Below are 20,539 nucleotides of genomic sequence, written 5' to 3'. Positions count from 1 at the left end.
GGAGGGCGACATGGGAGCCCGTCTCGCGTGCATGGGAGTACGTCTACGGGGGCTCGGGCTCCGTTTACGGTGGAGGGCATGGACGCTCTGGGGGATCTGCTGCGAGGGGTACGCGCGGACGGCGCGCTGTTCGGCCGCACGGTGCTGAACGGGCCGTGGGAAGTGGTCCGCGCCGAGGGGGCGGCCCTGACGCTGATCACGGTGATGCGCGGCACGGCTCTGATCACCGCCGCGTCGGGCGAGCCGGAGATCCTGGAAGAGGGAGGGGCGGCCGTGGTCTGCACGACGGCACCGTTCACGCTCTCGGCGCCTTCCGCGGCCGAATCCGGGGCTTCCGCGGCCGAACCCGGGGCGGAGTGCGAACTCATCACCGGTGCGTACCAGCTGGACGGCGCGGTGGGCCGGCGGCTCATCAGCATGCTGCCGCCGCTCCTCGTCGTCCCGTCCAGCGAGGACTGCACGCCCATCCTGGAGCTCATCGCCTCGGAGGTGGCCGCCGACCGGCCGGGGCGCCAGTACGTGATGGACCGGATGCTCGACTGGATGCTGGCCTGCACCCTGCGCGACTGGTTCGAACTGCCGGACGCCTGCCCGCCCGACTGGTACATCGCCCTCGGCGACGAGGTGGTCGGCCCCGCGCTGCACGCCATGCACGACGAGCCGTCGCGGCCCTGGACGGTGGCGTCGCTCGCCGCGCGCGCCCAGGTGTCGCGCGCGCTGTTCGCCCGCAACTTCGCCGAACTCGTCGGCAGGCCCCCGATGGCGTACCTCACCGAGTGGCGCATGACGCTCGCCGCCGAGCTGCTCGCCGAGCCGGGCGCGACGGTGGCCGCCGTGGCCGGGCAGGTGGGATACGCCGACGGATTCGGCTTCAGCGACGCCTTCAAGCGAATCCGCGGAATCGCACCGAGCGGCTACCGCGCCTCACTGGGCACGCGGCGCCCGGCCTCCGGACCACTCAGGGCAGCGGGCTGACCGCTGGCCCCGCGGAATTCTCCAGCCGGGCAGCTGCCACGACAAGAACTCACAGCAGGAGCCGCGTCACCATCTCGTCGATGAGGCGCTCGGGCCGATGCGGGGCCAGCAGCTCGGGGAGGGTCAGCTCGTCCAGCATGAGCCCGGACATGGCCAGGTAGAGCAGCACCATGCCCATGCCGTCGCCCGGCAGCCCGTGGTCGAGGTGGAAGCTGATGTTGCCCTCCATCTCGGCGCTGAAGAAGCGCGTCAGCTCGGCGTGCAGCTCGGGGTTCCTGGTGGCCATCAGGCGGAGCTCCAGCATGGCCAGATGGGAGCTGCGGTCGGCCCGCATCCGTTCGACGATCCCCTGCATGAAGGTCTTCACCAGCTCGTGCGACGGCTCCGCCTCCAGGTCCTTGGCCACATCCGACGGATCGGGCGTCAGACGCTCGCGGGTGCGCCCCATGATCTGGCCCAGCATGTCGCCGCGGTTGGTGAAGTAGTTCGACGCCGTGCCCGTGGGGACACCCGCCTCGGTGTCGAGGGCGCGGAGGGTCAGTCCGCGTGACCCCTCGCGGGCGAGCACCTCGATGGCGGCGTCGAGCAGGGCGATGCGGCGGGCGGGGTTCTGACGCATGGCGTTCTCCTGGGACAGGAATCAGGGACGGGGGGCTGGGGGCGGGATTCGGTTCGGCGGTCCATTGACACCACTGCAAATGAAGTACTAAGTTCTGACCACTTCATCCACAGTACATCGAGTGCAGCGCCTTCCGCCTTCCCTGCCGCCACCCCTCGGCATCCACAGCCACCGAAAGAGCCCGCATGCGAAAGCTCACGTACTACGTCGCCGCCACCCTCGACGGCTACATCGCAGGCCCTGAAGGGCAGTTCGACTTCTTCCCCTTCGAGGGCGAGGTCCGGGACACGGTCCTCGCCGAGTACCCCGAGACCCTGCCCACGGTGGCCCGTGAACCGTTCGGCATCGCCGAGGCCCCCAACAGACAGTTCGACACCGTCCTCATGGGGCGCAGCACCTACGAGGCAGGCCTGCCGCAGGGCCTGACCAGCCCCTACGCGCACCTGAAGCAGTACGTCGTCTCCAGCACCCTGAGCGGCCTCGACCCGGAGGTGGAGTTCGTCGCCGACGACCCGGCCGGGCTCGTGCGCGCCCTGAAGAAGCAGGACGGCCTGGGCATCTGGCTGTGCGGCGGCGGAAAGCTGGCCTCGGCGCTGCTCGACGAGATCGACGTACTGATCATCAAGCGCAATCCGATCGTCATCGGCTCCGGAATCCCCCTGTTCGACGGGCCGTTCAACCTGGCCGGCTTCACCCTGTCGGCCAACCGGTCCTTCGACACCGGCGTCTCCATGACCACGTTCCACCGGAAGTGACCTCCGGCGGTGACCGCCCTGCGGAACACGCCGACCGATATGCGCTCTTGACGCGCGGTCAACCTCACACGCACCATCAGGCACGCCAATTCCGCGCGGCAAGCGCGGATTTGGCGTACCCCCACGCAACGATCCAACAGAACACGGAGCCCCCCACATGAAGCTCTCCGTTCCCGGACGCACCGCGGCAGTCGCCGTCATAGTCGTCACCGGACTCCTCACCACCAGCGCGATATCCTCCGCGGCCCCCTCCCCCAAGGCGGCCGCTCCCGACATATCCGTGGCCAACGTCCAGGGCCACCTCTCGCAGCTGCAGAACATCGCCTCGTCCAACGGCGGCAACCGCGCCCACGGCAGCGCGGGCTACAAGGCCTCCGTCGACTACGTGAAGGGCAAGCTGGACGAGGCCGGATTCACCACCTCGCTCCAGGAGTTCACCTCCGGCGGCAAGACCGGCTACAACCTGATCGCGGACTGGCCCGGCGGCGACGCCGACCAGGTGGTCATGGCGGGCTCGCACCTCGACAGCGTCGATGCGGGCCCCGGCATCAACGACAACGGATCCGGTTCGGCGGCGGTCGTGGAGACGGCGCTCACCGTGGCCAAGGAGAAGTACAAGCCCACCAAGCACCTGCGGTTCGCCTGGTGGGGCGCCGAGGAGCTGGGGCTGGTCGGCTCCTCGCACTACGTCGACAAGCTGCCCGCCGACGAGCGTTCGAAGATCAAGGACTACCTGAACTTCGACATGATCGGCTCCCCGAACCCGGGCTACTTCGTCTACGACGACGACCCTGCCATCGAGAAGACCTTCAAGGACTTCTACGGCGGCCTCGACCTCGCCACGGAGCCCGACGAGGAGGGCGACGGCCGTTCGGACCACGCGCCGTTCAAGGACGCGGGCATCCCGGTCGGCGGGCTCTTCAGCGGCGCCGACTACAAGAAGACCGCCGAGCAGGCCCAGAACTGGGGCGGCACGGCCGGTGAGCCGTTCGACAAGTGCTACCACTCCGCCTGCGACACGGAGTCGAACATCGACGGCACCGCGCTGAACCACAACAGCGACGCGGTGGCGTACGCGGTGTGGGGCCTCTCCGCCTAGGCCGCCGCTCGACACTCGGCTGGCCGGCCCGCCGGCCGAGCGGCCCAGCGGGCCGCACGCCCATAACCCCCTGGACGCAATTACCTGCGCGTGCATATAGTGCATGCGCAGGTAATTGCACGGCCTTCGACGGCCGTGCGCCGACCACGCCATACCCAGGGGGCCCACCATGACCCGTAAGTTCCTCTTCGTACTCGGCAGCTCCCGGCCCGAGGGCAACACCGAGATCCTGGCCCGCCGGGCCGCCGAACAGCTCCCCGCCAACTTCGAGCAGCGCTGGCTGAACCTCGCCGATCATCCGCTGCCCGACTTCGAGGACCTCCGGCACGACAGCGACCACACCCGCCCGTCGGGCAACAGTGCCGCGGTCCTGCTCGACGCGACCGTCGAAGCGACGGACATCGTCATCGCCTCGCCCCTGTACTGGTACTCGGTCTCGGCCACCACCAAGCGCTACCTCGACTACTGGTCGGGCTGGCTGCGCACGCCCGGCGTCGACTTCAAGGCCACGCTGGCCGGGCGCACCCTGTGGGGCGTGACGGCGCTCGCCGACGAGGAGCCGGTCGTCGCCGATCCGCTCGTGGGCACCCTGCGCAACTCCGCCGCGTATCTCGGGATGCGTTTCGGCGGCGTACTGCTCGGCAACGGCAGCAAGCCCGGCGACGTCCTGCACGACGAGCGGGCGCTGACCGAGGCCAAGTCGTTCTTCGCCCAGGAGCCGCAGCTCGCGCGCTTCCCGTACGAGAGCTGACGCTGCCGTACGAGAGCTGACGCCGCCCGCGCCCCGGCCGCTACGCCGTGATGTCCTTCGCCCCGAACCGCGCCCACGCCGCCGAGCCGAACACGGCGGCGTACAGGCCCTGGAGGCCGAGGTTCTTGACCAGCTCGTCCCAGTAGACGGGGTCGCGCAGCAGGTCGGCGAAGGACAGCCAGTAGTGCGAGAAGAAGTACGGCTGGATGGCGTGCAGTTGCGGGATCTGGTCGAGGATCTGGATCGTGATCAGCAGCCCGACCGTCGTCGCCATCGCCGCGATGCCGCTGCTGGTCAGCGTCGACACGAACAGGCCGAGCGCCGCCATGCCGACCAGTGACGCGGCGACCACGAGGGCGATGAGCAGGGCCCGCAGCAGTCCTTCGCCGAAGCTGATCCGGGTGCCGGAGATCGTGGTGACCTCGCCGACCGGGAAGAGCAGCGCCCCGACGGCGAGCGCGGAGACCGCCACGACGAGCGTCGCGACCAGGCAGAACGTCATCGTCGTCGCGTACTTGGTGAGCAGCAGGCGCGTACGGCCCGCCGGGGCGACGAGCAGATAGCGCAGTGTTCCCGCGCTGGACTCGCCCGCGATGGAGTCGCCCGCGACGACGCCGACCGCCATGGGCAGGAAGAAGGGGAGGGTCGCGGCGAGCGCGGTGAAGACCAGGAACAGGCCGTTGTTGGTGATCTGCGCGATGAACGCCGGGCCTCCCCCGTCGCCGCCCCCACCGACCGACGAGCCGTCGCTGGTCTCGACCTTGACGGCGATGCCCACCAGGATCGGCACGGCGGCGAGCACACCGAGCAGGGCCAGCGTGCGCCAGCGGCGGAAGGTGATGCCGAGCTCACTGCGGAAGAGCCCGAAGGTCCAGATCCGCCGGACCTCACGGCCCTCGCCGCCCGCCCGTACGTCATGGCCGTCGTATACGTCATGCCCGTCGTGTACGTCGACGACCTCAGCCCGCGACATCGAATCCCTCCCCCGTCAGCGCCACGAACGCGTCCTCCAGCGAGGCCCGTTCGACACCGAACCCCCGTACCCGTACGCCCGCCCCGACCAGGGCGGCGTTCAGTTCCGCCAGGTCCGTGCCGGTCTCCGCGCCCGGCGGTTCGCCCGTCACGCGGTCCTCCGTCACGACGAGATCGGTCACGCCGAGCTCCTTCAGGACGCGCACCGCGTCGCCCGTGTCCGGCGTCGTCACGACGAGCCGCCCCCGCGCACCCGCGGCGAGTTCGGCGACCGGTCCCTGGGTGATCAGGCGGCCCTGCGCCATCACCGCTGCATGCGTACAGACCTGCTCGATCTCGTCCAGGAGGTGCGAGGAGAGGAAGACGGTCGTGCCCTCCGACGCCAACTCCCGCACCAGCGCCCGGATCTCGCGCATGCCCTGCGGATCGAGGCCGTTGGTCGGCTCGTCGAGCACGAGGAGCCTGCGCGGCTGGAGCAGCGCGGCCGCGAGGCCGAGGCGCTGTTTCATGCCGAGTGAGTACGCCTTCGCCTTCTTGCCCGCGGCGGCCGTGAGACCCACCCGGTCCAGGGCCGATTCGGCGCGGGCGCGGCGCGTGCGCGGATCGGCGGTCGGGTCCGCGGCATCGTACCGCAGGAGGTTGTCGCGGCCGGAGAGGAAGCCGTAGAGGGCCGGACCCTCGATGAGCGCGCCCACATGTGGCAGCACGGTGCGCGTTTCGCGCGGCATGGCGCGGCCCAGGACGCGCGCCCGGCCGGAAGTCGGCTCGATCAGGCCCATCAGCATCCGGATGGTGGTCGTCTTGCCCGAGCCGTTCGGCCCGAGGAACCCGAAGACGCTGCCCGCGGGAACGGTGAGGCTCAGCCGGTCCACGGCCAGCTGCTTGCCGTACCGCTTGGTGAGCGCGGAGGTCTCGATCACGCTCTCCGCCGCCCCGCCGCCGGTGCTGGTGCTCGGCACCGCGCCCTCCCCCGCTCGAAGTCGTGCCGACGGGTCCGAGGTGCCTGTCCGGCACCTCGGGCCCGCCGCTCAATCGCTCAGCCGCGGCCCTACTTCGCCGCGTTCGCCGCCTTCACGAGGGCGTCCTTGGTGACCGCGCCCGCGTAGACCTTGCCGTCCTCGGTGATGAGGGCGTTGATCAGCCGTGTCTTGAAGACCGTGCCCGAGCCGAAGTCGCCCGACACCTTGTCGCCGAGCGAGTCGAGGAACCGCTGCGCGTCCGGCGGGACGTCGCCGGAGCCGCCCGACAGGATGCCCTGGCCGCCCGGCAGTTCGAGCTCGGCGATGGAGTTCCAGCCCTTGCCGATGACGTTCAGACCGTTCAGGTCCTCCTCGCCCTTGAACTCCTTGCCTCCCTTGAAGTCCTTGCCGCCGTCCTTGAAGCCGTGCTTCCCGGCCTTGGCGTCGCCTTCCTCCGTGACCTTCGCGCCCTTGGGCGGCGTGAAGTCGAAGGTGGAAGCGGCCGGCTTGCCGAAGTCGACCTTGGTGAAGCCCGCGTCGACGACCGCGCTGCCGCCGCCGGACGGGGTGAGTGTGAACTTCAGCGGCGTACCGGTCTTGGAGTCGACCGCGACCGTGATCTGGCCGACCGTCGAACCGGACTGCTTGGGCTTGATGACCAGGCGGTAGGCGTCACGGCCCGCGACCTGCGCGGTGCCGTCCACCTTCACCGACGTCGTGTCGTCGGCTGCCTTCAGCGCTTCCTCGGCCAGTTCCTTGGGTGTGGACGGGACACCCTTGGGGAGATCCTCGGGGGCGTCCTTCTTGCCGGATTCCCCGGCCTTGCCCGCCGACTTGGAGTGGTACGCCTCGTTCGACTTGCTGTCGTACGCCCACACGTCGTCGCCGTTGTGGATCAGGCTGTACTCCGCCGCGTCGTCCAGGACGGACAGCTTCTGCTTGTCGGGGCCGTCGGCGGCGACGCGCAGCGTGTGCGTGCCGGACGCCAGCTCCATCAGCTTGGACTGCGGGTCCGCGGCCGATCCCTTGCCGTCCCCGCCGCCGCCCGAGCCGCTGCCCGGAGCGAGGCCGCCCGCCATGTCGCCGCCGAAGGACGGAAGGCCGAGGTCGGTGCTGATCTTCACAGTGCCCGAGAGCTGCTCCGTGTCCGACGCGGCGATCTTCTCGATGAGTTCCTGTGCGGTGACGTCGGGCAGCTTGGGGTCGCCCGACGTGGCGAGCGCCGGGACGAGCCCGATGGTCGCCGCCGCCACCCCCGCCACCGCGACGGGAACCACGTAACGCGTCGCCTTGCGGCGGCCGGCGCGCAGCTCTCCGGTCTCGCTGGTGTCCTGCTCCGGTTCGTACGGTGCCATTGTGTGCCCTACCTCCGTGGTCGGCGGCGGCCTTCCCAGTACGTGCGTGCGTCCACCCCGCGCCGCCATTCTCACCCGAATAGGTCAGGAGTGGTTGTTCTTGCTGGGCCTTGCTTGCCTCTATACGACCAAATCGGCCAGCGAGAAGCGTCAGACCCCGGGATCAACTCCACGTACTGCTGTGGGATGACACAGAGCGGTGGCGCCTCCCCCATCCCGTAGGGGAGACGCCACATCGAAGTCAGGGCTCAGCGCTGCACGAACACGTAATCCGCCTGGTACGGCACCTCAGCGATGGCGCCCGCCTCGCAGGTGCCCGCCGGTGCGACCCCGCCCACCGTGTTCAGGCGCAGGATCTCCGCGGTGCCGGCGAGCAGCCCGCGGTGCTTACCGGTCTGCGTTGCCGCCAGGTCGAGTTCGGGGATGTTCTTGTCGCCGTTCGGGGTCTTGGAGATCAGCTTGCCGGTGACCTGGCTGCGGTCGGGGGCGGTCCAGCGCGGGGTGCCCGAGTTGGGGGCGACGAAGTCGTGCGCGATGTCGCCGCCGAGCCCGGCGCGCACGTCACGCTGCGCGAAGGCGAACGTGCCGGAGCCGTCCTCGGCCTTCTTGCACTCGTAGATCTGGCTGCCCTGGATGACGGACGCCTGGAAGTTGGCCGCCGCGTTGCGGAAGTCGAAGTCGGTGGTCACCTTGTGGAGCTGGCCGCGGACCGCGCCGCCGGGGAACTCGGCGGTGTGCAGGTTGGCGTAGAAGCTGTTCGGGTCGGTCTTCAGCTGCTCCAGGAGCGCCGCGTCGTCGACCTTGACGGTGCCGGTGACACGGTGGTGCTTGCTCTTGGCCAGCAGCTTGGTGAAGTCGACCTTGATGCCGCCGTTGGCGCCCTTGGCACCCTGGTGGATGTGGAGGGCGGTCGGCTTGGCGGTGCCGCGCCACTTGACGGTGACCGACACCTTGTCGCCCTTGACCTTGACGAATTCGAGCGCCCGGCCGTCCTTGTCGCCGACCGCGGGGCCGCCCTGCACGGGCACCTCGTTCGCGCCGTTCATGCTGGCCGCGAAGAGGGCCCCGCCGCGGCCCGTGGCGGCGCCGCTCTGCACCTCGACGGACCGGCCGCCGTGCGCCGAGTGTGCGCCGTGCTGCCCGCCGCTGCCACTGGAGGCCCCACTGCCGCTCCCACTGCTGGCGAACGCCGGAATCACGGCCGCCGCGACCCCCGCCGCGGCGGCGGCCGCGACGCCGGAGACGAGCAAGGTCTTGCGTCGGCCCGCGAAGGCCCGGTCTGTGCGGGTGAGGCTGCTGGTCCTGGTGCTGATGCGGGTGCTGAAAGTACCCATGATCGGAAAACTCCCCCATACCTGAGCTGACGCCCCCTGCGTCAGCTTCCGGGCATGAGTACGGAGTGGATCCGAGTCTGGACTCAATCCAAACTGGATGGGCCGACGTGACCTGCGTCACATCACCCCGGCGAGGCTTCAGCCCGCCCTGTGCACGACCAGATCGCAGAGCTCGACCAGCGACGTCTTCGCGTCGCAGTCCCGCAGCGGCGCGAGCGTGTCCCGCGCCTCCTCCGCGAACCGCACGGTGTCCTTGCGCGCCTGCTCCAGGGCCGGGTGGGCCCGCAGCCGCGCCAGCGCCTCGGCGTGCCGCGCGTCGTCCGTCAGGTCCGATTCCAGGAGCTCGCTCAGGGCGATGTCCTCGGGCAGCCCGAGCTTCTCCACCCGCTCGCGCAGACGCAGGACCGGCAGCGTGGGGATGCCCTCGCGCAGGTCGGTGCCGGGGGTCTTGCCGGACTCGTGTGAGTCGGAGGCGATGTCCAGTACGTCGTCGGCGAGCTGGAAGGCGACACCGAGCCGCTCGCCGTACTGGGTCAGGACGTCCACGACGGTCTCGTCGGCGCCGGACATCATGGCGCCGAAACGGCAGGCCACGGCGACGAGCGAGCCGGTCTTGCCGCCGAGCACGTCGAGGTAGTGGTCGATCGGGTCGCGGCCCTCGGTCGGGCCCGCCGTCTCCAGGATCTGGCCGGTGACCAGGCGTTCGAACGCCTCCGCCTGGATGCGGACGGCGTCCGGGCCGAGGTCGGCCAGGATGTACGAGGCGCGGGCGAACAGGAAGTCACCCGTGAGGACGGCCACGGAGTTGCCCCAGCGCTGGTTGGCACTGTCCACCCCGCGGCGCACGTCCGCCTCGTCCATCACGTCGTCGTGGTAGAGCGTCGCGAGGTGCGTGAGCTCGACGACGACGGCGGAGGGCACGACGCCCGGCGCATACGGATCGCCGAACTGCGAGGCGAGCATCACGAGGAGCGGCCTGAACCGCTTGCCGCCCGCGCGCACCAGATGCTGCGCGGCCTCCGTGATGAAGGGGACCCCGCTTTTGGTGGCGTCGAGCAGACCTTCCTCGACGGCCGCCAATCCGGCCTGGACATCGGCTTCGAGAGCCTGGTCCCGCACGCTGAGGCCGAAGGGCCCGACGACGGTCACGAGGGGTTCTCCTGTCTGCTGACGATCACAAGTCGGTCACTCGGTCGATCATCACTCGGTCGATCTTTGCGCGATGACGGGGTCGATGACACGGTTTGTCGATGTGTCGCTGCCATCACTCAAGTCAGCGTATCCGGTCGCCTTTCGATCACAGTGGGCACCCGCCTGTGCAATGCCGCCCAGGCGGTGCGTGATGACCACCGGTATGTTCTTGATCAGCTGATACGACCCAGAAGACCCCATCGCCCCGTAATCCCCGTAAACCCCGAAAGCGCCATGAACAACGGAACTACCGGGAGCACAACCCTTGTCCCGCACTGAGGCCGACACCGAACCGCCCGCGGAGCCGCCGACGGAGCCGCCGCCCGGCGACGACCACGCCTTCTTCGGGCAGCCGCGCGGGCTGCTCACCCTGTCGGGCCTCGAAGTCTGGGAGCGTTTCTCGTTCCTGGGCATGCAGGCCATCCTCGTCCTGTATTTCGCGGACTCCGTCGCGAACGACGGAATGGGCATGGATTCCGGGACCGCCGCCTCGGTGTCGGCGGCGTACGGAACGCTCGTCTATCTCGTGTCGGTGGCCGGCGGCTGGCTCGCCGACCGCATCCTCGGCTCGTACCGCGCGGTCCTGTGGGGCGGCATCCTCATCGCCTGCGGGCACTACTCGATGGCCGTGCCGACGGCGACGATGACCTGGGTGGGCCTCGGCCTGATCAGCGCGGGCACCGGCCTGCTCAAGCCGAACGTCGCCTCGATGGTCGGCAAGCTCTACCGCACGGACGACGACCGCCGCGACGCGGGCTTCGCGCTGTACTACATGGGCATCAACATCGGCGCCTTCGCGGGCCCGCTGATCACCGGCTGGCTCGGCGACCACAAGGGCTGGCACTGGGGCTTCTCGGCGGCAGCGATCGGTATGACCTTCGGCCTGATCCAGTACGTCCTGGGGCGCCGTCACCTCGCCGGACGCAAGGCCTCGGCGGAATTCGCCCTGCCCAAGGACGCGATGCGCAGGGCGGTGCTGCTCATCGTCGTGGGCATCGTCGTCTTCGCCGCCCTCGCGGCGCTGCTGGCCGCCGTCGGCTGGCTGACGATGGACCGCTTCGTCGACCTGCTGACCGTCATCTCGGTGATCGCGCCGATCGTCTACTTCGCGGTCATGTTCCGCAGCCCGCGGGTGACGTCCGAGGAGCGCGGCCGGCTCAGGCCGTACGTGGTGCTCTTCCTCGCCTCGGTCGTCTTCAACTTCATCCTCTTCCAGGCGTACTCGACGATGATCCTGCTCGCGTCGACGAACGCCGAGACGTCGATCCTCGGCTTCACCTTCCCCGCGAGCTGGTACGCCTCCGCGCTCGGCGCCTTCGAGGTCGCGCTCGCCCCCGTCGTCGCCATGGTCTGGGCCCGGATGGGCCACCGCCAGCCGCACGCCTCCAACAAGATCGCGTTCGGCGTGATCCTGGGCGGCCTGTCGTTCCTGCTGATGGTCCTGCCGACCTCGGGGCACGGCGACGGCACGTACAAGATGGCGGTCTGGTGGATCGTCGGCTCCTACCTGCTGCTCGGGCTCGGCGACATCCTCGTGGAGACCTCGGGCATGTCGGCCACGACGAAGCTCGCCCCGAAGGCCTTCGCCAGCCAGACCATGGCCCTCTGGTTCCTCTCCCTCGCCCTCGCCAACGGCATCCAGGCCCAGATCGTGAAGCTGTACGGCGAGGTCTCCAATCCGGCGTACTTCGGCGTGAACGGCGCGATCGCGGTGGCCGCGGGCGTCGCCGTCATCCTGCTCGCGCCATGGCTGCGCCGCACCATGCACCCCGTCCACTGAGGACACTGAGGTTCCCCCCATGCAGATTCGCTCTTCCTTCCCGTACGAGACCACCCGTGAGGACGTCCAAGTACCCCTCCCGGACGGAACCAGGCTCTACGCGCGCATCTGGCGCCCGGTGACGGACGAACCGGTCCCCGCGCTCCTGGAGTACCTCCCCTACCGCCTGAGCGACTGGACGGCGCCGCGCGACTGGCAGCGCCACCCCTGGTACGCGGGCCACGGCTACGTCTCCGTGCGCGTGGACGTGCGGGGCCACGGCAACTCGGAGGGCATGCCGGGCGACGAGTACTCCCCGGTCGAGCTGGCCGACGGGGTCGAGGTCGTCAACTGGCTCGCCGAGCAGCCCTGGTGCTCCGGCAAGGTCGGCATGTTCGGCATCTCCTGGGGCGGCTTCAACTCCCTCCAGATCGCGGCCCTCGCGCCCGAGCCGCTCAAGGCGATCGTCACGGTCTGCTCCGCGGACGACCGCTATGACAACGACGTGCACTACATGGGTGGTTCCGTCCTGGCGGTGGACATGCACGCATGGGCGGCGACGATGCTCGCCTTCGTCTCGCGCCCCCCGGACCCGCTGTTCGTCGGCGACCGCTGGCGGGAGATGTGGCTGAGCCGCCTCGAAGCCGTGGACCCCTTCATCCACACCTGGCTCGACCACCAGACGCGGGACGCGTACTGGCAGCACGGCAGTGTCTGCGAGGACTACTCGGCGATCGGCGCGGCGGTTCTCGCGGTGGGCGGCTTCCACGACCCCTACCGGGACACGGTCCTGCGCCTGGTCGAACATCTGCCGGGTGACGTACGGGGGTTGATCGGGCCGTGGTCGCACCAGTACCCGGACCGGGGTCTCCCGCCGGGCCCGGCGATCGGTTTCCTCCAGGAGACCCTGCGCTGGTGGGACCACCATCTCAAGGGCATCGACACGGGCGTGATGGCCGAGCCGAAGCTGCGCTCCTGGATCAGCGACTCGCATCCGCCGGCGACGGTGTACGCGGAGCTGCCGGGCGGCTGGGTCGGCGACCCCTCCTGGCCGTCCCCGAACGTCACGCCGACCCCGTACGCCCTCCAGGGCGCCCCGCTGATCGTGAACTCCCCCCAGCACACCGGGCTGGACGCAGGCCGCTACTTCCCCTTCGGCAACGACGCGGACCTGCCGCCGGACCAGCGGGACGAGGACGCGAAGTCGGCGTGCTTCGAGTTCGAGGTCCCCTCGGCCGTACGCATCCTGGGCCGCCCCAAGGTGACCCTGCGCCTGACGATGGACGCCCCGTCCGGCCAGGCGATCGCGCGTGTGTGCGACGTGGCCCCGGACGGTTCGTCGACCCTGGTCACGCGTGGCGTCCTCAACCTCTCCGCCCGCAATGGCCGGGACCGGGTGGACCCGTGGCCGGTGGGCCAGACGCAGGACGTCACCTTCGAACTGAACGCGATCGGCCACACGTTCCCGGCGGGCCACCGGATCCGGCTCGCGGTGTCGTCCGCGTACTGGCCGTGGATCTGGCCGCAGGCGGACTCGGCGGGCTTCGTCCTTGACCCGGCGGGCAGCGCGCTGGAGCTCCCGGTGCGAGCGGGCGACTTGGACCCCTCCATCACCTTCGCCGCTCCGGAGCAGTCGGAGCCGCTCGCGGTGGTCTACCCGGCGACGCTGGACGAGCTGCGTCCCGAACGCCTGGTCGTACGCGATGTGGCGAAGGGCGAATGGCGGATGGAGGTGGACCCGCGCTACGGCGGTACGCGGGTCTATCCGGACGGCCTGGAATTCACCGAGGACGCGGTGGAGACGTACACGATCAACGAGTCGGACCCGCTCTCCGCCCGCACCCGCTCCGACTGGCTGATCCGTCTGCACCGCCCCGAGCTGGGATGGGACACGAGGATCGAGTCCCGCTCCGAGATCACCTGCGACGCGACGGACTTCATCACGTCGAACGAGGTGGTGTGCAAGGACGGCGACGAGGTCGTCTTCCACCGGACGTGGGAGAAGCGGATTCCGCGGACGGCAGGCTAGTACCCGGCGGGCCAGTACCCGGCGGGCCAGTGCCCAGCGGGCTAGAGCCCGGCGCGCTCGCGGGGCTGCTCCGCCGCCGCGAGCAGCCGTTCGAGCACGACGGCCACCCCGTCGTCCTCATTGGACGACGTCACCTCATCGGCGGCCGACTTGAGGTCGGGGTGGGCGTTGGCCATGGCGACGCCACGGGCCGCCCAGACGAACATCGGCACGTCGTTGGGCATGTCCCCGAAGGCGATGGTGTCCTCGGAGGTCATCCCGAGCCGCTCGGCGGCGAGGGCGAGACCGGTCGCCTTGGTCACCCCGCGCGGCTGGAGTTCGACGGTGCCGGGCCCTGACATGGTGACGGTGGCGAGCGGCCCGACGGCATCACGGGCGACGGCGGCCAACTCGTCGTCGGTCAGCTCGGGGTGGCGCAGCAGCACCTTGCTGATGGGCTCGGCCCAGAGCGCGTCGCGCCCCCGGACGCGCACGGCGGGCAGGGTGGGGTGCGGCATCAGATACCCGGGCTCGATGAGGGTGAGCCCGTCCACGCCGTCCTGGTCCACGGCGGCGTAGACCTGCCCGACCTCGGCCTCGATCTTCCCGAGCGCGGCCTCGGCGAGCTCGCGGTCGAGCGTCACGGACCAGATCATGCGGTCGGCCCCGGAGTCGTACAACTGCGCCCCCTGCCCGCAGACGGCGAGGCCACCGGTCCCCAGATCGTCGAGGAGCGGCTTCACCCGGGGCGCGGGCCGCCCGGTCACCACCAGGTGACGCGCCCCCGCCACGGCTGTCGCCGACAGCACGGCCAACGACCGGTCGGAGACGGTGTCGTCGCCGCGCAGCAGCGTTCCGTCCAGGTCAGTGGCGATGAGTGAATATGCGAGGGGGGCAGCCATGATCCAGAGAATACGGATCCCGGGCGCTGCCCATAGCAACGTTCACAAGAGCTGTGACGCGCGGGAGTGCGCTGGTCGCACAACCGGCGCTCGCGGGATTCACCGGGACGTGTCTACGCGGGCCGTCCTTACGGTAGTACTCGGCCTGGACACCGGACCCGGAGAAGCCATGACGAACGAGCCACCCACGCCCCTCACGCGCCGCGCACCCCTGCAGAGATCAGCCTTCATGATGCGGCTGGACGACGGCATGCTCGAATACTTCGGAGAGATCGTCGACGCAGCAGTGACCCGCTTCGGCATCTCCCGCGCGGAGGCCGTGGCCCGGGTCAACGAGAGGTACGGGCACCTGGAGATCTCCCCGTACCCGGACCTCATGGGGCATGAGATGCCCGAGTTCTGGGCCTACGGCCTCTACTACAAGCCCGACGCGCAGGGCCGCCGACCCACGGGCGACGAGGAATCCGACACGGTCATCGACTTCGCGGCCCTGGAGCGCTGGCCCGCGCCCCCGCCGGACTCTCCGGCCTGGACGTACGCATCTGGTGACCAACCCCCGCCCGACCCCCTTCCTCGCCAGCAAACCTAGTAACTTCGCCCCCGCACGGAGACTTGGACATGGACCCGACTCCCGGTGATCCGGACCGGGTTCGCAATCTCGCCAAGAATCTGTCGGAAGGCCGCGGACAGCATTGTCAACGACGGGATCAATCTCGCAGCCAGCAACCGCGCGATGGACTTCGGCAAGGGCGGGTTCTATGTGATTAACAACCCACGCCAGGCCATGGAGTGGGCAAGGCAGCTTGCTGACAAGAAGGGGGGGGCGCCATGCACAGCTACGAGATGGTCGAGGGCCCATGCTGAAGAACGTGCGGCCGTTCGTGTCCGGCATGAGGACAGAAGAATTTCTTACGGGTCTCGATGACGAGATGCTCGAGTACTTCCGCGAGATGGCGGAAGTACTGGTGGACCGATTCGGAATTACGCGGGCAGAGGCCGTTGCGAGGATCAATGAAAGGTATGCGGGGAAGGTCATCGAAGGAATGGCCCAGGACCTCATGGGGCATGAGATGCCCGAGTTCTGGGCCTGTGGCATCTATTTCCTTCCCGATGAGGAGGGGCGGCAGCCATCAGGCGACGGAAACGAGGACGTCGACCTCTCCGCCTTCGAGATCCGCCCGGCTCCGCCGAAGGACTCCGCCGCCTGGACCCTGCCGAGCGATGACTGAGCCCGCCGCCTCCGGGGCGGCGTTCGACGCGGTCCGGCCGGACACGACGGCCTAGCGGCGAGCCATGGACATCACAGGGCACTCGAGCGACTTCATCGTGGATATGACATTTCCCGTCGCCGTACGGCAGTTCGTCGCCCGTCGGCGCCAACAGTGGCCCGGCCTCTTCCTCCGCGGGGAGCCGGTCGGGGCATCGTCCGCCGACTGGGAACTCCCGGCCGCCGATGCCGGCGATGATTACCCGGACATCATCACCTTCTCGTCGGGCCAGGAGATGGAAGACTTCTGGGGCGCGAACGGCTACGCCCTCGACGGCACGGGCGAAGGCCCCTTCTCGGTCTTCTACCGGCTCCACGCCCAGCCGCTGCGTGCCGGACAGGTGACCGGAGTCCGGTGCACCGCCCCCGAGACCGCGACAGCCCTCGAGGGCGCGGGACTTCTCCTCGGCGCGTACTTCTCCGTCAGTCTCGTCACGCCGGAGGACCCGGCCACCGACCCGTTCTCGGGGCGCGTCCTTGCCGATTTCCTGGAGTCGTTCGGCTCGCCCTCCCCGTGATCGCCGTTCCGCACCCAGGGCCGGCCCCCCTCACCCGTGCGCCCGCGCCAGATGCCCCGCAAGACGCGGCGAGGCGAACTCCGTGCCGCACACGAAACGCATCACCGGGCCGTACGACGCCGCCGCCGGGAGCCCCGTGAAGTACAGGCCCGGGATCGACGAGACGTAGCCCGCGCCCAGCTTCGGGGTGCCGCGACTCGCCGCCAGGCGGGCGCGGAGGGCGGGGTCCAGGAAGTCCATCGCCGCGATGTCGACCCGATAGCCCGTCGCCGCGATGACGTGGTCGGCGGAGAGCTCCCGGATGCGGCCGCCCAGGGTCTCGAGCCGCAGGACCGGGCTGCCCTCCCGGACGTCCGCCGAGACGAGGCGGCGGACCTCGCGCGTCTCGACCTTGCCCTCGTAGCGGTCGCGCAGCCACCACGCGCCCAGCGGGCCGAGGATGCGGCGGACCAGGAAGTGGCGTGCCTGCGGGGGCAGATAGCGGTAGGGGTGGGGGTAGTAGCTGATCGCGTGGAGCGACCAGGCGCGGCCGAAGGGGGACTCGGGGCGCAGCTTCGGCTGCTTCCACGGAGGGGAGCCGAAGGCCACCGATCCCTTGCCGCGCGCCACCACCCGTACGGTCGCGCCCGCTTCGGCGGCGAGCGCGGCCGTCTCCAGGGCCGACTGTCCCGCGCCGACCACGATCAGCTCACGCCCCGCGAACCGCGACAGGTCGCTGTGCTGTGAGCTGTGCGAGACGGGCCCCGAGGGGGTCGGCCCGTCCGGTGCCGCCGCGACGAGCGGGGGCGGCAGCTGCGCGAGCCCCGAGAGCCCGGTGGCGACCACCACCGCGCGAGCCGTGAACTGCTCGCCGGAGTCCAGCTTCAGGTCGAACCCCGCCGTGCCCTTGCGCTCCACCGACACCACCCGCACCTGCTCCAGGTCGGGCACCAGCTTGTCCTTGAACCACTCCCCGTAGGCGACGAAGGTCTCGATGGGGATGATGTCCTCGTCGGTGACCAGACGCGGTATGCCCGCCGCGTCGCAGTAGTCGACGAGGGTGTGGCCGCGCTGCGGGGCGTCGATGTTCGAGGCCACCGGGGTCGATTTCAGGAGCATGCCCGCGGGCATGTGCGCGCGCCAGCTCACCATCGGGTCGCCGAAGACCCGTACCGGAATGCCCCGGGCCCGCAGATGGGCCGCGGTGGAAAGGCCGAACGGCCCCGCCCCGATGACTGCTACTGGATGGATCACGAAGTCCCTCCCCAGGACGTCACTTTCCGCGTGTGCCTGCTTCGTGGGCCTAACCCGTGCTGCTGCCGCGGCGATTCGTCCGCCACAACTGATAGAGATGCTTCGCCCCTGGCCGCACGAAACGCGCGAGCATCGTGAAGAACGGCTTCATGTCGTCCGCCGCGAGCCACGCCAGTTCCGTGCCGCTCGCGTGCGGGGGCGCGTGCGGTGTGGTGTAGCCGCTGCGGCGGTAGGCGAGGAGGGCGGGCAGGTCGATGTTCTCCACGATGTACCGATTCCCGGCGCGCTGTTCCCCCTCCGGAACCGGGCGCCCTGTCAGGTGCAGGTGCATCGCGCGGACGACGTCGATCCCGGACTCGTTCTCGAAGAGCCGGAACTGCGCGCCCATGCGGGGGTTGAAGTCGAGCAGTTTGTACTGGCCGTCGCGCCGGTCGAAGCGCAGGTCCAGGTCGATGACGCCGGTGAAGCCGATCTGCTTGATGAAACGTGCGGCGAGGTCCCCGAGTTCCGGATTGTCGACGACGTACGCATGCGCAGTCATCCCCGCGTGCGGCGGCCAGGAGCGCACCTTGACGCCCGTGAACAGTGCGCGCGGCGCCGAGTCCGCGTCGAAGTACGCGTGCACGATCCAGTCCTCGGCCTGCTCCCGGGGCAGATACTCCTGGAGAATCACGCCGGGCCGCTCGCCCCAGTCACGGGCGAGGCCGAGCAGGCCCTCCATGGTCTCTATGCGCGTCGTTCCGTTCACCGCGGGCCGGGTGCGGCGCGTGAACGCCTCGCGGTTCTTGGCGACCACCGGGAAGACCGCCGTGGCGGCGAACTCCTTGATGTCCCCGTAGCTCTCGGGGAAGGACGCGGCGGGCGAGGCGACGCCGTGCTTCACGCACAGCTCGTGCAGGCCCTGCTTGCTGGCGAGGCGGCGGGGCAACTCGGGGTCCACGCGCGGGAAGAGGAACCCGGCGGCGCTCAGCTGCTCCTGATGCTCGGCGATCAGGACGGCCGCTTCCTCGTCGGTCGGTATCAGGACCGTGGGTCTGCCGATCCGGCGCGCGATGCGCAGCATCCCGTCGACGAGCCGCTCCGGCTCCTCCGCCCCGGTGGTCGGCCAGGGAAACGCGCCGGTGAGATGGCGGGAGGCCGCGGCCGGTGTGAAACGGTCCTCCGTGATCGCGTACATGGGCACGCCGAGCCGGCCGAGGCTGCGGATCGCGCCGACGCCGCCATGATGCAGCGGATAGCTGCCGAACTTCACGATCAGGCCGGGCACCTCACGGTCGACCGCGAAGGGCACGCTGTCGTTCCTCATGGCCACGGGTCCCCCCACGTGTCCCTCCGTATGACCCGGACCCACCCCGTCCGCGTCCCCCAAAGGACGCTAAGCCGGAACTGACCAGTCCAGCAAGGTTTATCCGGACATTGCGAACTCTTTAGACACTGCCCCAATCGAAGGTTCCCACGTAACGTGTGGCACACCCATATGGAAAGCGAGGCAGGTACGCATGTCCGAGCACACCCCGCTCGACCCGGCCGGGAGCGACCCTTCCGTCCACTCCGTAGGCGACCCCTTCGCTCTCGCGGAGGGCGATCCCTTCGGGCCGCACAACCTCCCGTACGGCGTGTTCTCCCTGGCCGAAGGCCCTGGGGACACCGGCGGGAGCTCCGACGGGGCCACGGAGCGCCGCGTCGGCGTGCGGCTCGGCGATCATGTCCTGGACGCGGGCGCCGCTGCCGCCGCACTCGGCTCGCCCTATGTCTCGCTGCTCGCCGGGGCCACGCTGAACCCGCTGCTCGCCGCGGGGCGCACGGCGTGGTCCGACGTACGTCGCGCGCTCACCGCGTGGGTCACGATCCCGGCGCACCGCGAGGTCGTGCGCCCCCTGCTGTACCCCCTGTCCGAGGTCACGCTGCACCTGCCCTTCGAGGTCGCGGACTATGTGGACTTCTATGCCTCCGAGCACCACGCGACTCACCTGGGACAGATCTTCCGTCCGGACGCACCGGCCCCGCTGACCCCCAACTGGAAGCACCTGCCCATCGGTTACCACGGCCGGTCCGGCACCGTTGTTGTCTCCGGGACTGAAGTGGTACGCCCGTCGGGGCAGCGCAAGGCTCCGGCGGAGACGGCCCCGGTCTTCGGGCCCTCCGTCCGCCTCGACATCGAGGCCGAGGTCGGCTTCGTCGTGGGTACGCCGTCGGAGCTGGGCACTCCGGTGCCGCTCGCGGACTTCCGGGAGCATGTCTTCGGGCTGAGCCTCCTCAACGACTGGTCGGCGCGGGACATCCAGGCCTGGGAGTACGTTCCGCTCGGACCGTTCCTCGGCAAGTCCTTCGCCACCTCCGTCTCCGCGTGGATCACCCCCCTGGAAGCCCTGGACGCGGCGCGGGTCGCCCCTCCGGAGCGCACGCACGAGCTCCTCCCCTACCTGGACGACTCGGCGGAGTCCGTCGCGGACGAGCCCGGCGGCTACGACCTGCGCATCACCGTGACCCTCAACGGCCACGTCATCTCCGAGCCGCCCTTCTCCACCGTCTACTGGACGGCCGCCCAGCAGCTGGCCCACATGACGGCGAACGGGGCGTCCCTGCGCACGGGTGACCTGTACGGCTCGGGCACCGTGAGCGGGTCTTCGGAGGGGCAGTACGGCTCCCTGATCGAGATCACCTGGAACGGCCGCGATCCCCTCGAACTCCCCGACGGCAAGCGGACGTTCCTCGAGGACGGCGACGAGGTCACGCTCACCGCGTGGGCCCCGGGCCCGGACGGCACCCGGGTCGGCCTGGGCGAGGTCTCCGGCAGGGTCACCCCGGCGCGTTGAGGCTGCTGGCCGGGGGTGGAGTCACC

General features: G+C 69.9%; 19 protein-coding genes. 10 read left to right on the top strand and 9 right to left on the bottom strand.

Features of this window, described 5'->3' with window-relative positions; genetic code table 11:
* Window positions 1-78: 78 nt before the first annotated feature.
* Complete coding sequence (locus tag AB0E78_RS26340) at window positions 79-975, top strand: AraC family transcriptional regulator (protein WP_361837096.1); 897 nt, start codon at window positions 79-81, stop codon at window positions 973-975.
* Window positions 976-1,024: 49 nt separating this feature from the next.
* Here AB0E78_RS26340 and AB0E78_RS26335 read toward each other — a convergent pair whose 3' ends face one another.
* On the bottom strand, window positions 1,025-1,594 hold the full coding sequence (locus AB0E78_RS26335; RefSeq protein ID WP_361837093.1) for a TetR family transcriptional regulator: 570 nt from the start codon (window positions 1,592-1,594) through the stop codon (window positions 1,025-1,027).
* Between the two features lie 185 nt (window positions 1,595-1,779).
* On the opposite strand from AB0E78_RS26335, the gene AB0E78_RS26330 reads away from it, so the two are divergent.
* From AB0E78_RS26330 to AB0E78_RS26320, 3 genes are all read left to right on the top strand, one after another.
* On the top strand, window positions 1,780-2,349 hold the full coding sequence (locus tag AB0E78_RS26330; RefSeq protein WP_361837090.1) for a dihydrofolate reductase family protein: 570 nt from the start codon (window positions 1,780-1,782) through the stop codon (window positions 2,347-2,349).
* Between the two features lie 157 nt (window positions 2,350-2,506).
* Entirely contained in the window at window positions 2,507-3,448 is a 942-nt protein-coding gene (locus AB0E78_RS26325; RefSeq protein ID WP_361837087.1) for a M28 family metallopeptidase, read from the top strand.
* 169 nt (window positions 3,449-3,617) lie between these two features.
* Window positions 3,618-4,199 carry an NAD(P)H-dependent oxidoreductase gene (locus tag AB0E78_RS26320; protein WP_361837084.1) on the top strand — a complete coding sequence of 194 codons (582 nt, stop codon included), beginning with the start codon at window positions 3,618-3,620 and terminating at the stop codon, window positions 4,197-4,199.
* Between the two features lie 40 nt (window positions 4,200-4,239).
* Here the strand turns inward: AB0E78_RS26320 and AB0E78_RS26315 are convergent, their stop codons facing one another.
* From AB0E78_RS26315 to AB0E78_RS26295, 5 genes are all read right to left on the bottom strand, one after another.
* Window positions 4,240-5,076 carry an ABC transporter permease gene (locus AB0E78_RS26315; RefSeq protein ID WP_361837742.1) on the bottom strand — a complete coding sequence of 279 codons (837 nt, stop codon included), beginning with the start codon at window positions 5,074-5,076 and terminating at the stop codon, window positions 4,240-4,242.
* A gap of 82 nt (window positions 5,077-5,158) precedes the next feature.
* On the bottom strand, window positions 5,159-6,130 hold the full coding sequence (locus tag AB0E78_RS26310; RefSeq protein ID WP_361837081.1) for an ABC transporter ATP-binding protein: 972 nt from the start codon (window positions 6,128-6,130) through the stop codon (window positions 5,159-5,161).
* 89 nt (window positions 6,131-6,219) lie between these two features.
* Window positions 6,220-7,485, bottom strand: coding sequence for a DUF2092 domain-containing protein (locus AB0E78_RS26305; RefSeq protein ID WP_361837078.1), 1,266 nt, complete (start codon window positions 7,483-7,485; stop codon window positions 6,220-6,222).
* 248 nt (window positions 7,486-7,733) lie between these two features.
* Window positions 7,734-8,819, bottom strand: coding sequence for a CHRD domain-containing protein (locus AB0E78_RS26300; protein WP_361837076.1), 1,086 nt, complete (start codon window positions 8,817-8,819; stop codon window positions 7,734-7,736).
* 138 nt (window positions 8,820-8,957) lie between these two features.
* Window positions 8,958-9,968: a polyprenyl synthetase family protein gene (locus AB0E78_RS26295; protein WP_361837073.1), complete on the bottom strand. Its 1,011-nt coding sequence runs from the start codon at window positions 9,966-9,968 to the stop codon at window positions 8,958-8,960.
* Between the two features lie 307 nt (window positions 9,969-10,275).
* Between AB0E78_RS26295 and AB0E78_RS26290 the strand changes: the two genes are divergently transcribed.
* On the top strand, window positions 10,276-11,790 hold the full coding sequence (locus AB0E78_RS26290) for a peptide MFS transporter (RefSeq protein ID WP_361837071.1): 1,515 nt from the start codon (window positions 10,276-10,278) through the stop codon (window positions 11,788-11,790).
* A gap of 19 nt (window positions 11,791-11,809) precedes the next feature.
* Entirely contained in the window at window positions 11,810-13,798 is a 1,989-nt protein-coding gene (locus tag AB0E78_RS26285) for a CocE/NonD family hydrolase (RefSeq protein ID WP_361837068.1), read from the top strand.
* A 41-nt stretch (window positions 13,799-13,839) separates the two neighbouring features.
* Here the strand turns inward: AB0E78_RS26285 and AB0E78_RS26280 are convergent, their stop codons facing one another.
* Window positions 13,840-14,679 (bottom strand): HAD family hydrolase, encoded by an 840-nt coding sequence (locus AB0E78_RS26280; protein ID WP_361837065.1) that lies wholly within the window; start codon window positions 14,677-14,679, stop codon window positions 13,840-13,842.
* A gap of 169 nt (window positions 14,680-14,848) precedes the next feature.
* Between AB0E78_RS26280 and AB0E78_RS26275 the strand changes: the two genes are divergently transcribed.
* The 3 genes from AB0E78_RS26275 to AB0E78_RS26265 all read left to right on the top strand — a co-directional run bounded on the left by AB0E78_RS26275 (window position 14,849) and on the right by AB0E78_RS26265 (window position 16,464).
* Window positions 14,849-15,268, top strand: a complete 420-nt coding sequence (locus AB0E78_RS26275) for a hypothetical protein (RefSeq protein ID WP_361837062.1) — start codon at window positions 14,849-14,851, stop codon at window positions 15,266-15,268.
* A gap of 268 nt (window positions 15,269-15,536) precedes the next feature.
* Complete coding sequence (locus AB0E78_RS26270) at window positions 15,537-15,908, top strand: hypothetical protein (RefSeq protein WP_361837059.1); 372 nt, start codon at window positions 15,537-15,539, stop codon at window positions 15,906-15,908.
* Between the two features lie 64 nt (window positions 15,909-15,972).
* Entirely contained in the window at window positions 15,973-16,464 is a 492-nt protein-coding gene (locus tag AB0E78_RS26265; RefSeq protein WP_361837057.1) for a hypothetical protein, read from the top strand.
* A gap of 30 nt (window positions 16,465-16,494) precedes the next feature.
* On the opposite strand, the gene AB0E78_RS26260 is transcribed toward AB0E78_RS26265, so the two are convergent.
* Complete coding sequence (locus AB0E78_RS26260; RefSeq protein WP_361837055.1) at window positions 16,495-17,697, bottom strand: FAD-dependent oxidoreductase; 1,203 nt, start codon at window positions 17,695-17,697, stop codon at window positions 16,495-16,497.
* A 49-nt stretch (window positions 17,698-17,746) separates the two neighbouring features.
* Window positions 17,747-19,003, bottom strand: coding sequence for an ATP-grasp domain-containing protein (locus AB0E78_RS26255; protein ID WP_361837052.1), 1,257 nt, complete (start codon window positions 19,001-19,003; stop codon window positions 17,747-17,749).
* A 193-nt stretch (window positions 19,004-19,196) separates the two neighbouring features.
* Between AB0E78_RS26255 and fahA the strand changes: the two genes are divergently transcribed.
* Complete coding sequence (gene fahA, locus AB0E78_RS26250; protein WP_361837050.1) at window positions 19,197-20,513, top strand: fumarylacetoacetase; 1,317 nt, start codon at window positions 19,197-19,199, stop codon at window positions 20,511-20,513.
* Window positions 20,514-20,539 lie beyond the last annotated feature (26 nt).

The organism is Streptomyces sp. NPDC032198, from assembly GCF_040636975.1.
Taxonomy (GTDB): domain Bacteria; phylum Actinomycetota; class Actinomycetes; order Streptomycetales; family Streptomycetaceae; genus Streptomyces.
This window is presented reverse-complemented; position numbering and strand designations above follow the sequence as displayed.

Coding starts and splice junctions, on each gene's coding strand:
- AB0E78_RS26270 (WP_361837059.1), top strand. CDS start 15,537: ATGCTGAAGAACGTGCGGCCGTTCGTGTCCGGCATGAGGACAGAAGAA.
- AB0E78_RS26285 (WP_361837068.1), top strand. CDS start 11,810: ATGCAGATTCGCTCTTCCTTCCCGTACGAGACCACCCGTGAGGACGTC.
- AB0E78_RS26330 (WP_361837090.1), top strand. CDS start 1,780: ATGCGAAAGCTCACGTACTACGTCGCCGCCACCCTCGACGGCTACATC.
- AB0E78_RS26325 (WP_361837087.1), top strand. CDS start 2,507: ATGAAGCTCTCCGTTCCCGGACGCACCGCGGCAGTCGCCGTCATAGTC.
- AB0E78_RS26300 (WP_361837076.1), bottom strand. CDS start 8,819: ATGGGTACTTTCAGCACCCGCATCAGCACCAGGACCAGCAGCCTCACC.
- AB0E78_RS26255 (WP_361837052.1), bottom strand. CDS start 19,003: ATGAGGAACGACAGCGTGCCCTTCGCGGTCGACCGTGAGGTGCCCGGC.
- AB0E78_RS26280 (WP_361837065.1), bottom strand. CDS start 14,679: ATGGCTGCCCCCCTCGCATATTCACTCATCGCCACTGACCTGGACGGA.
- AB0E78_RS26265 (WP_361837057.1), top strand. CDS start 15,973: ATGGACATCACAGGGCACTCGAGCGACTTCATCGTGGATATGACATTT.
- AB0E78_RS26320 (WP_361837084.1), top strand. CDS start 3,618: ATGACCCGTAAGTTCCTCTTCGTACTCGGCAGCTCCCGGCCCGAGGGC.
- AB0E78_RS26305 (WP_361837078.1), bottom strand. CDS start 7,485: ATGGCACCGTACGAACCGGAGCAGGACACCAGCGAGACCGGAGAGCTG.
- AB0E78_RS26340 (WP_361837096.1), top strand. CDS start 79: ATGGACGCTCTGGGGGATCTGCTGCGAGGGGTACGCGCGGACGGCGCG.
- AB0E78_RS26275 (WP_361837062.1), top strand. CDS start 14,849: ATGACGAACGAGCCACCCACGCCCCTCACGCGCCGCGCACCCCTGCAG.
- fahA (WP_361837050.1), top strand. CDS start 19,197: ATGTCCGAGCACACCCCGCTCGACCCGGCCGGGAGCGACCCTTCCGTC.
- AB0E78_RS26335 (WP_361837093.1), bottom strand. CDS start 1,594: ATGCGTCAGAACCCCGCCCGCCGCATCGCCCTGCTCGACGCCGCCATC.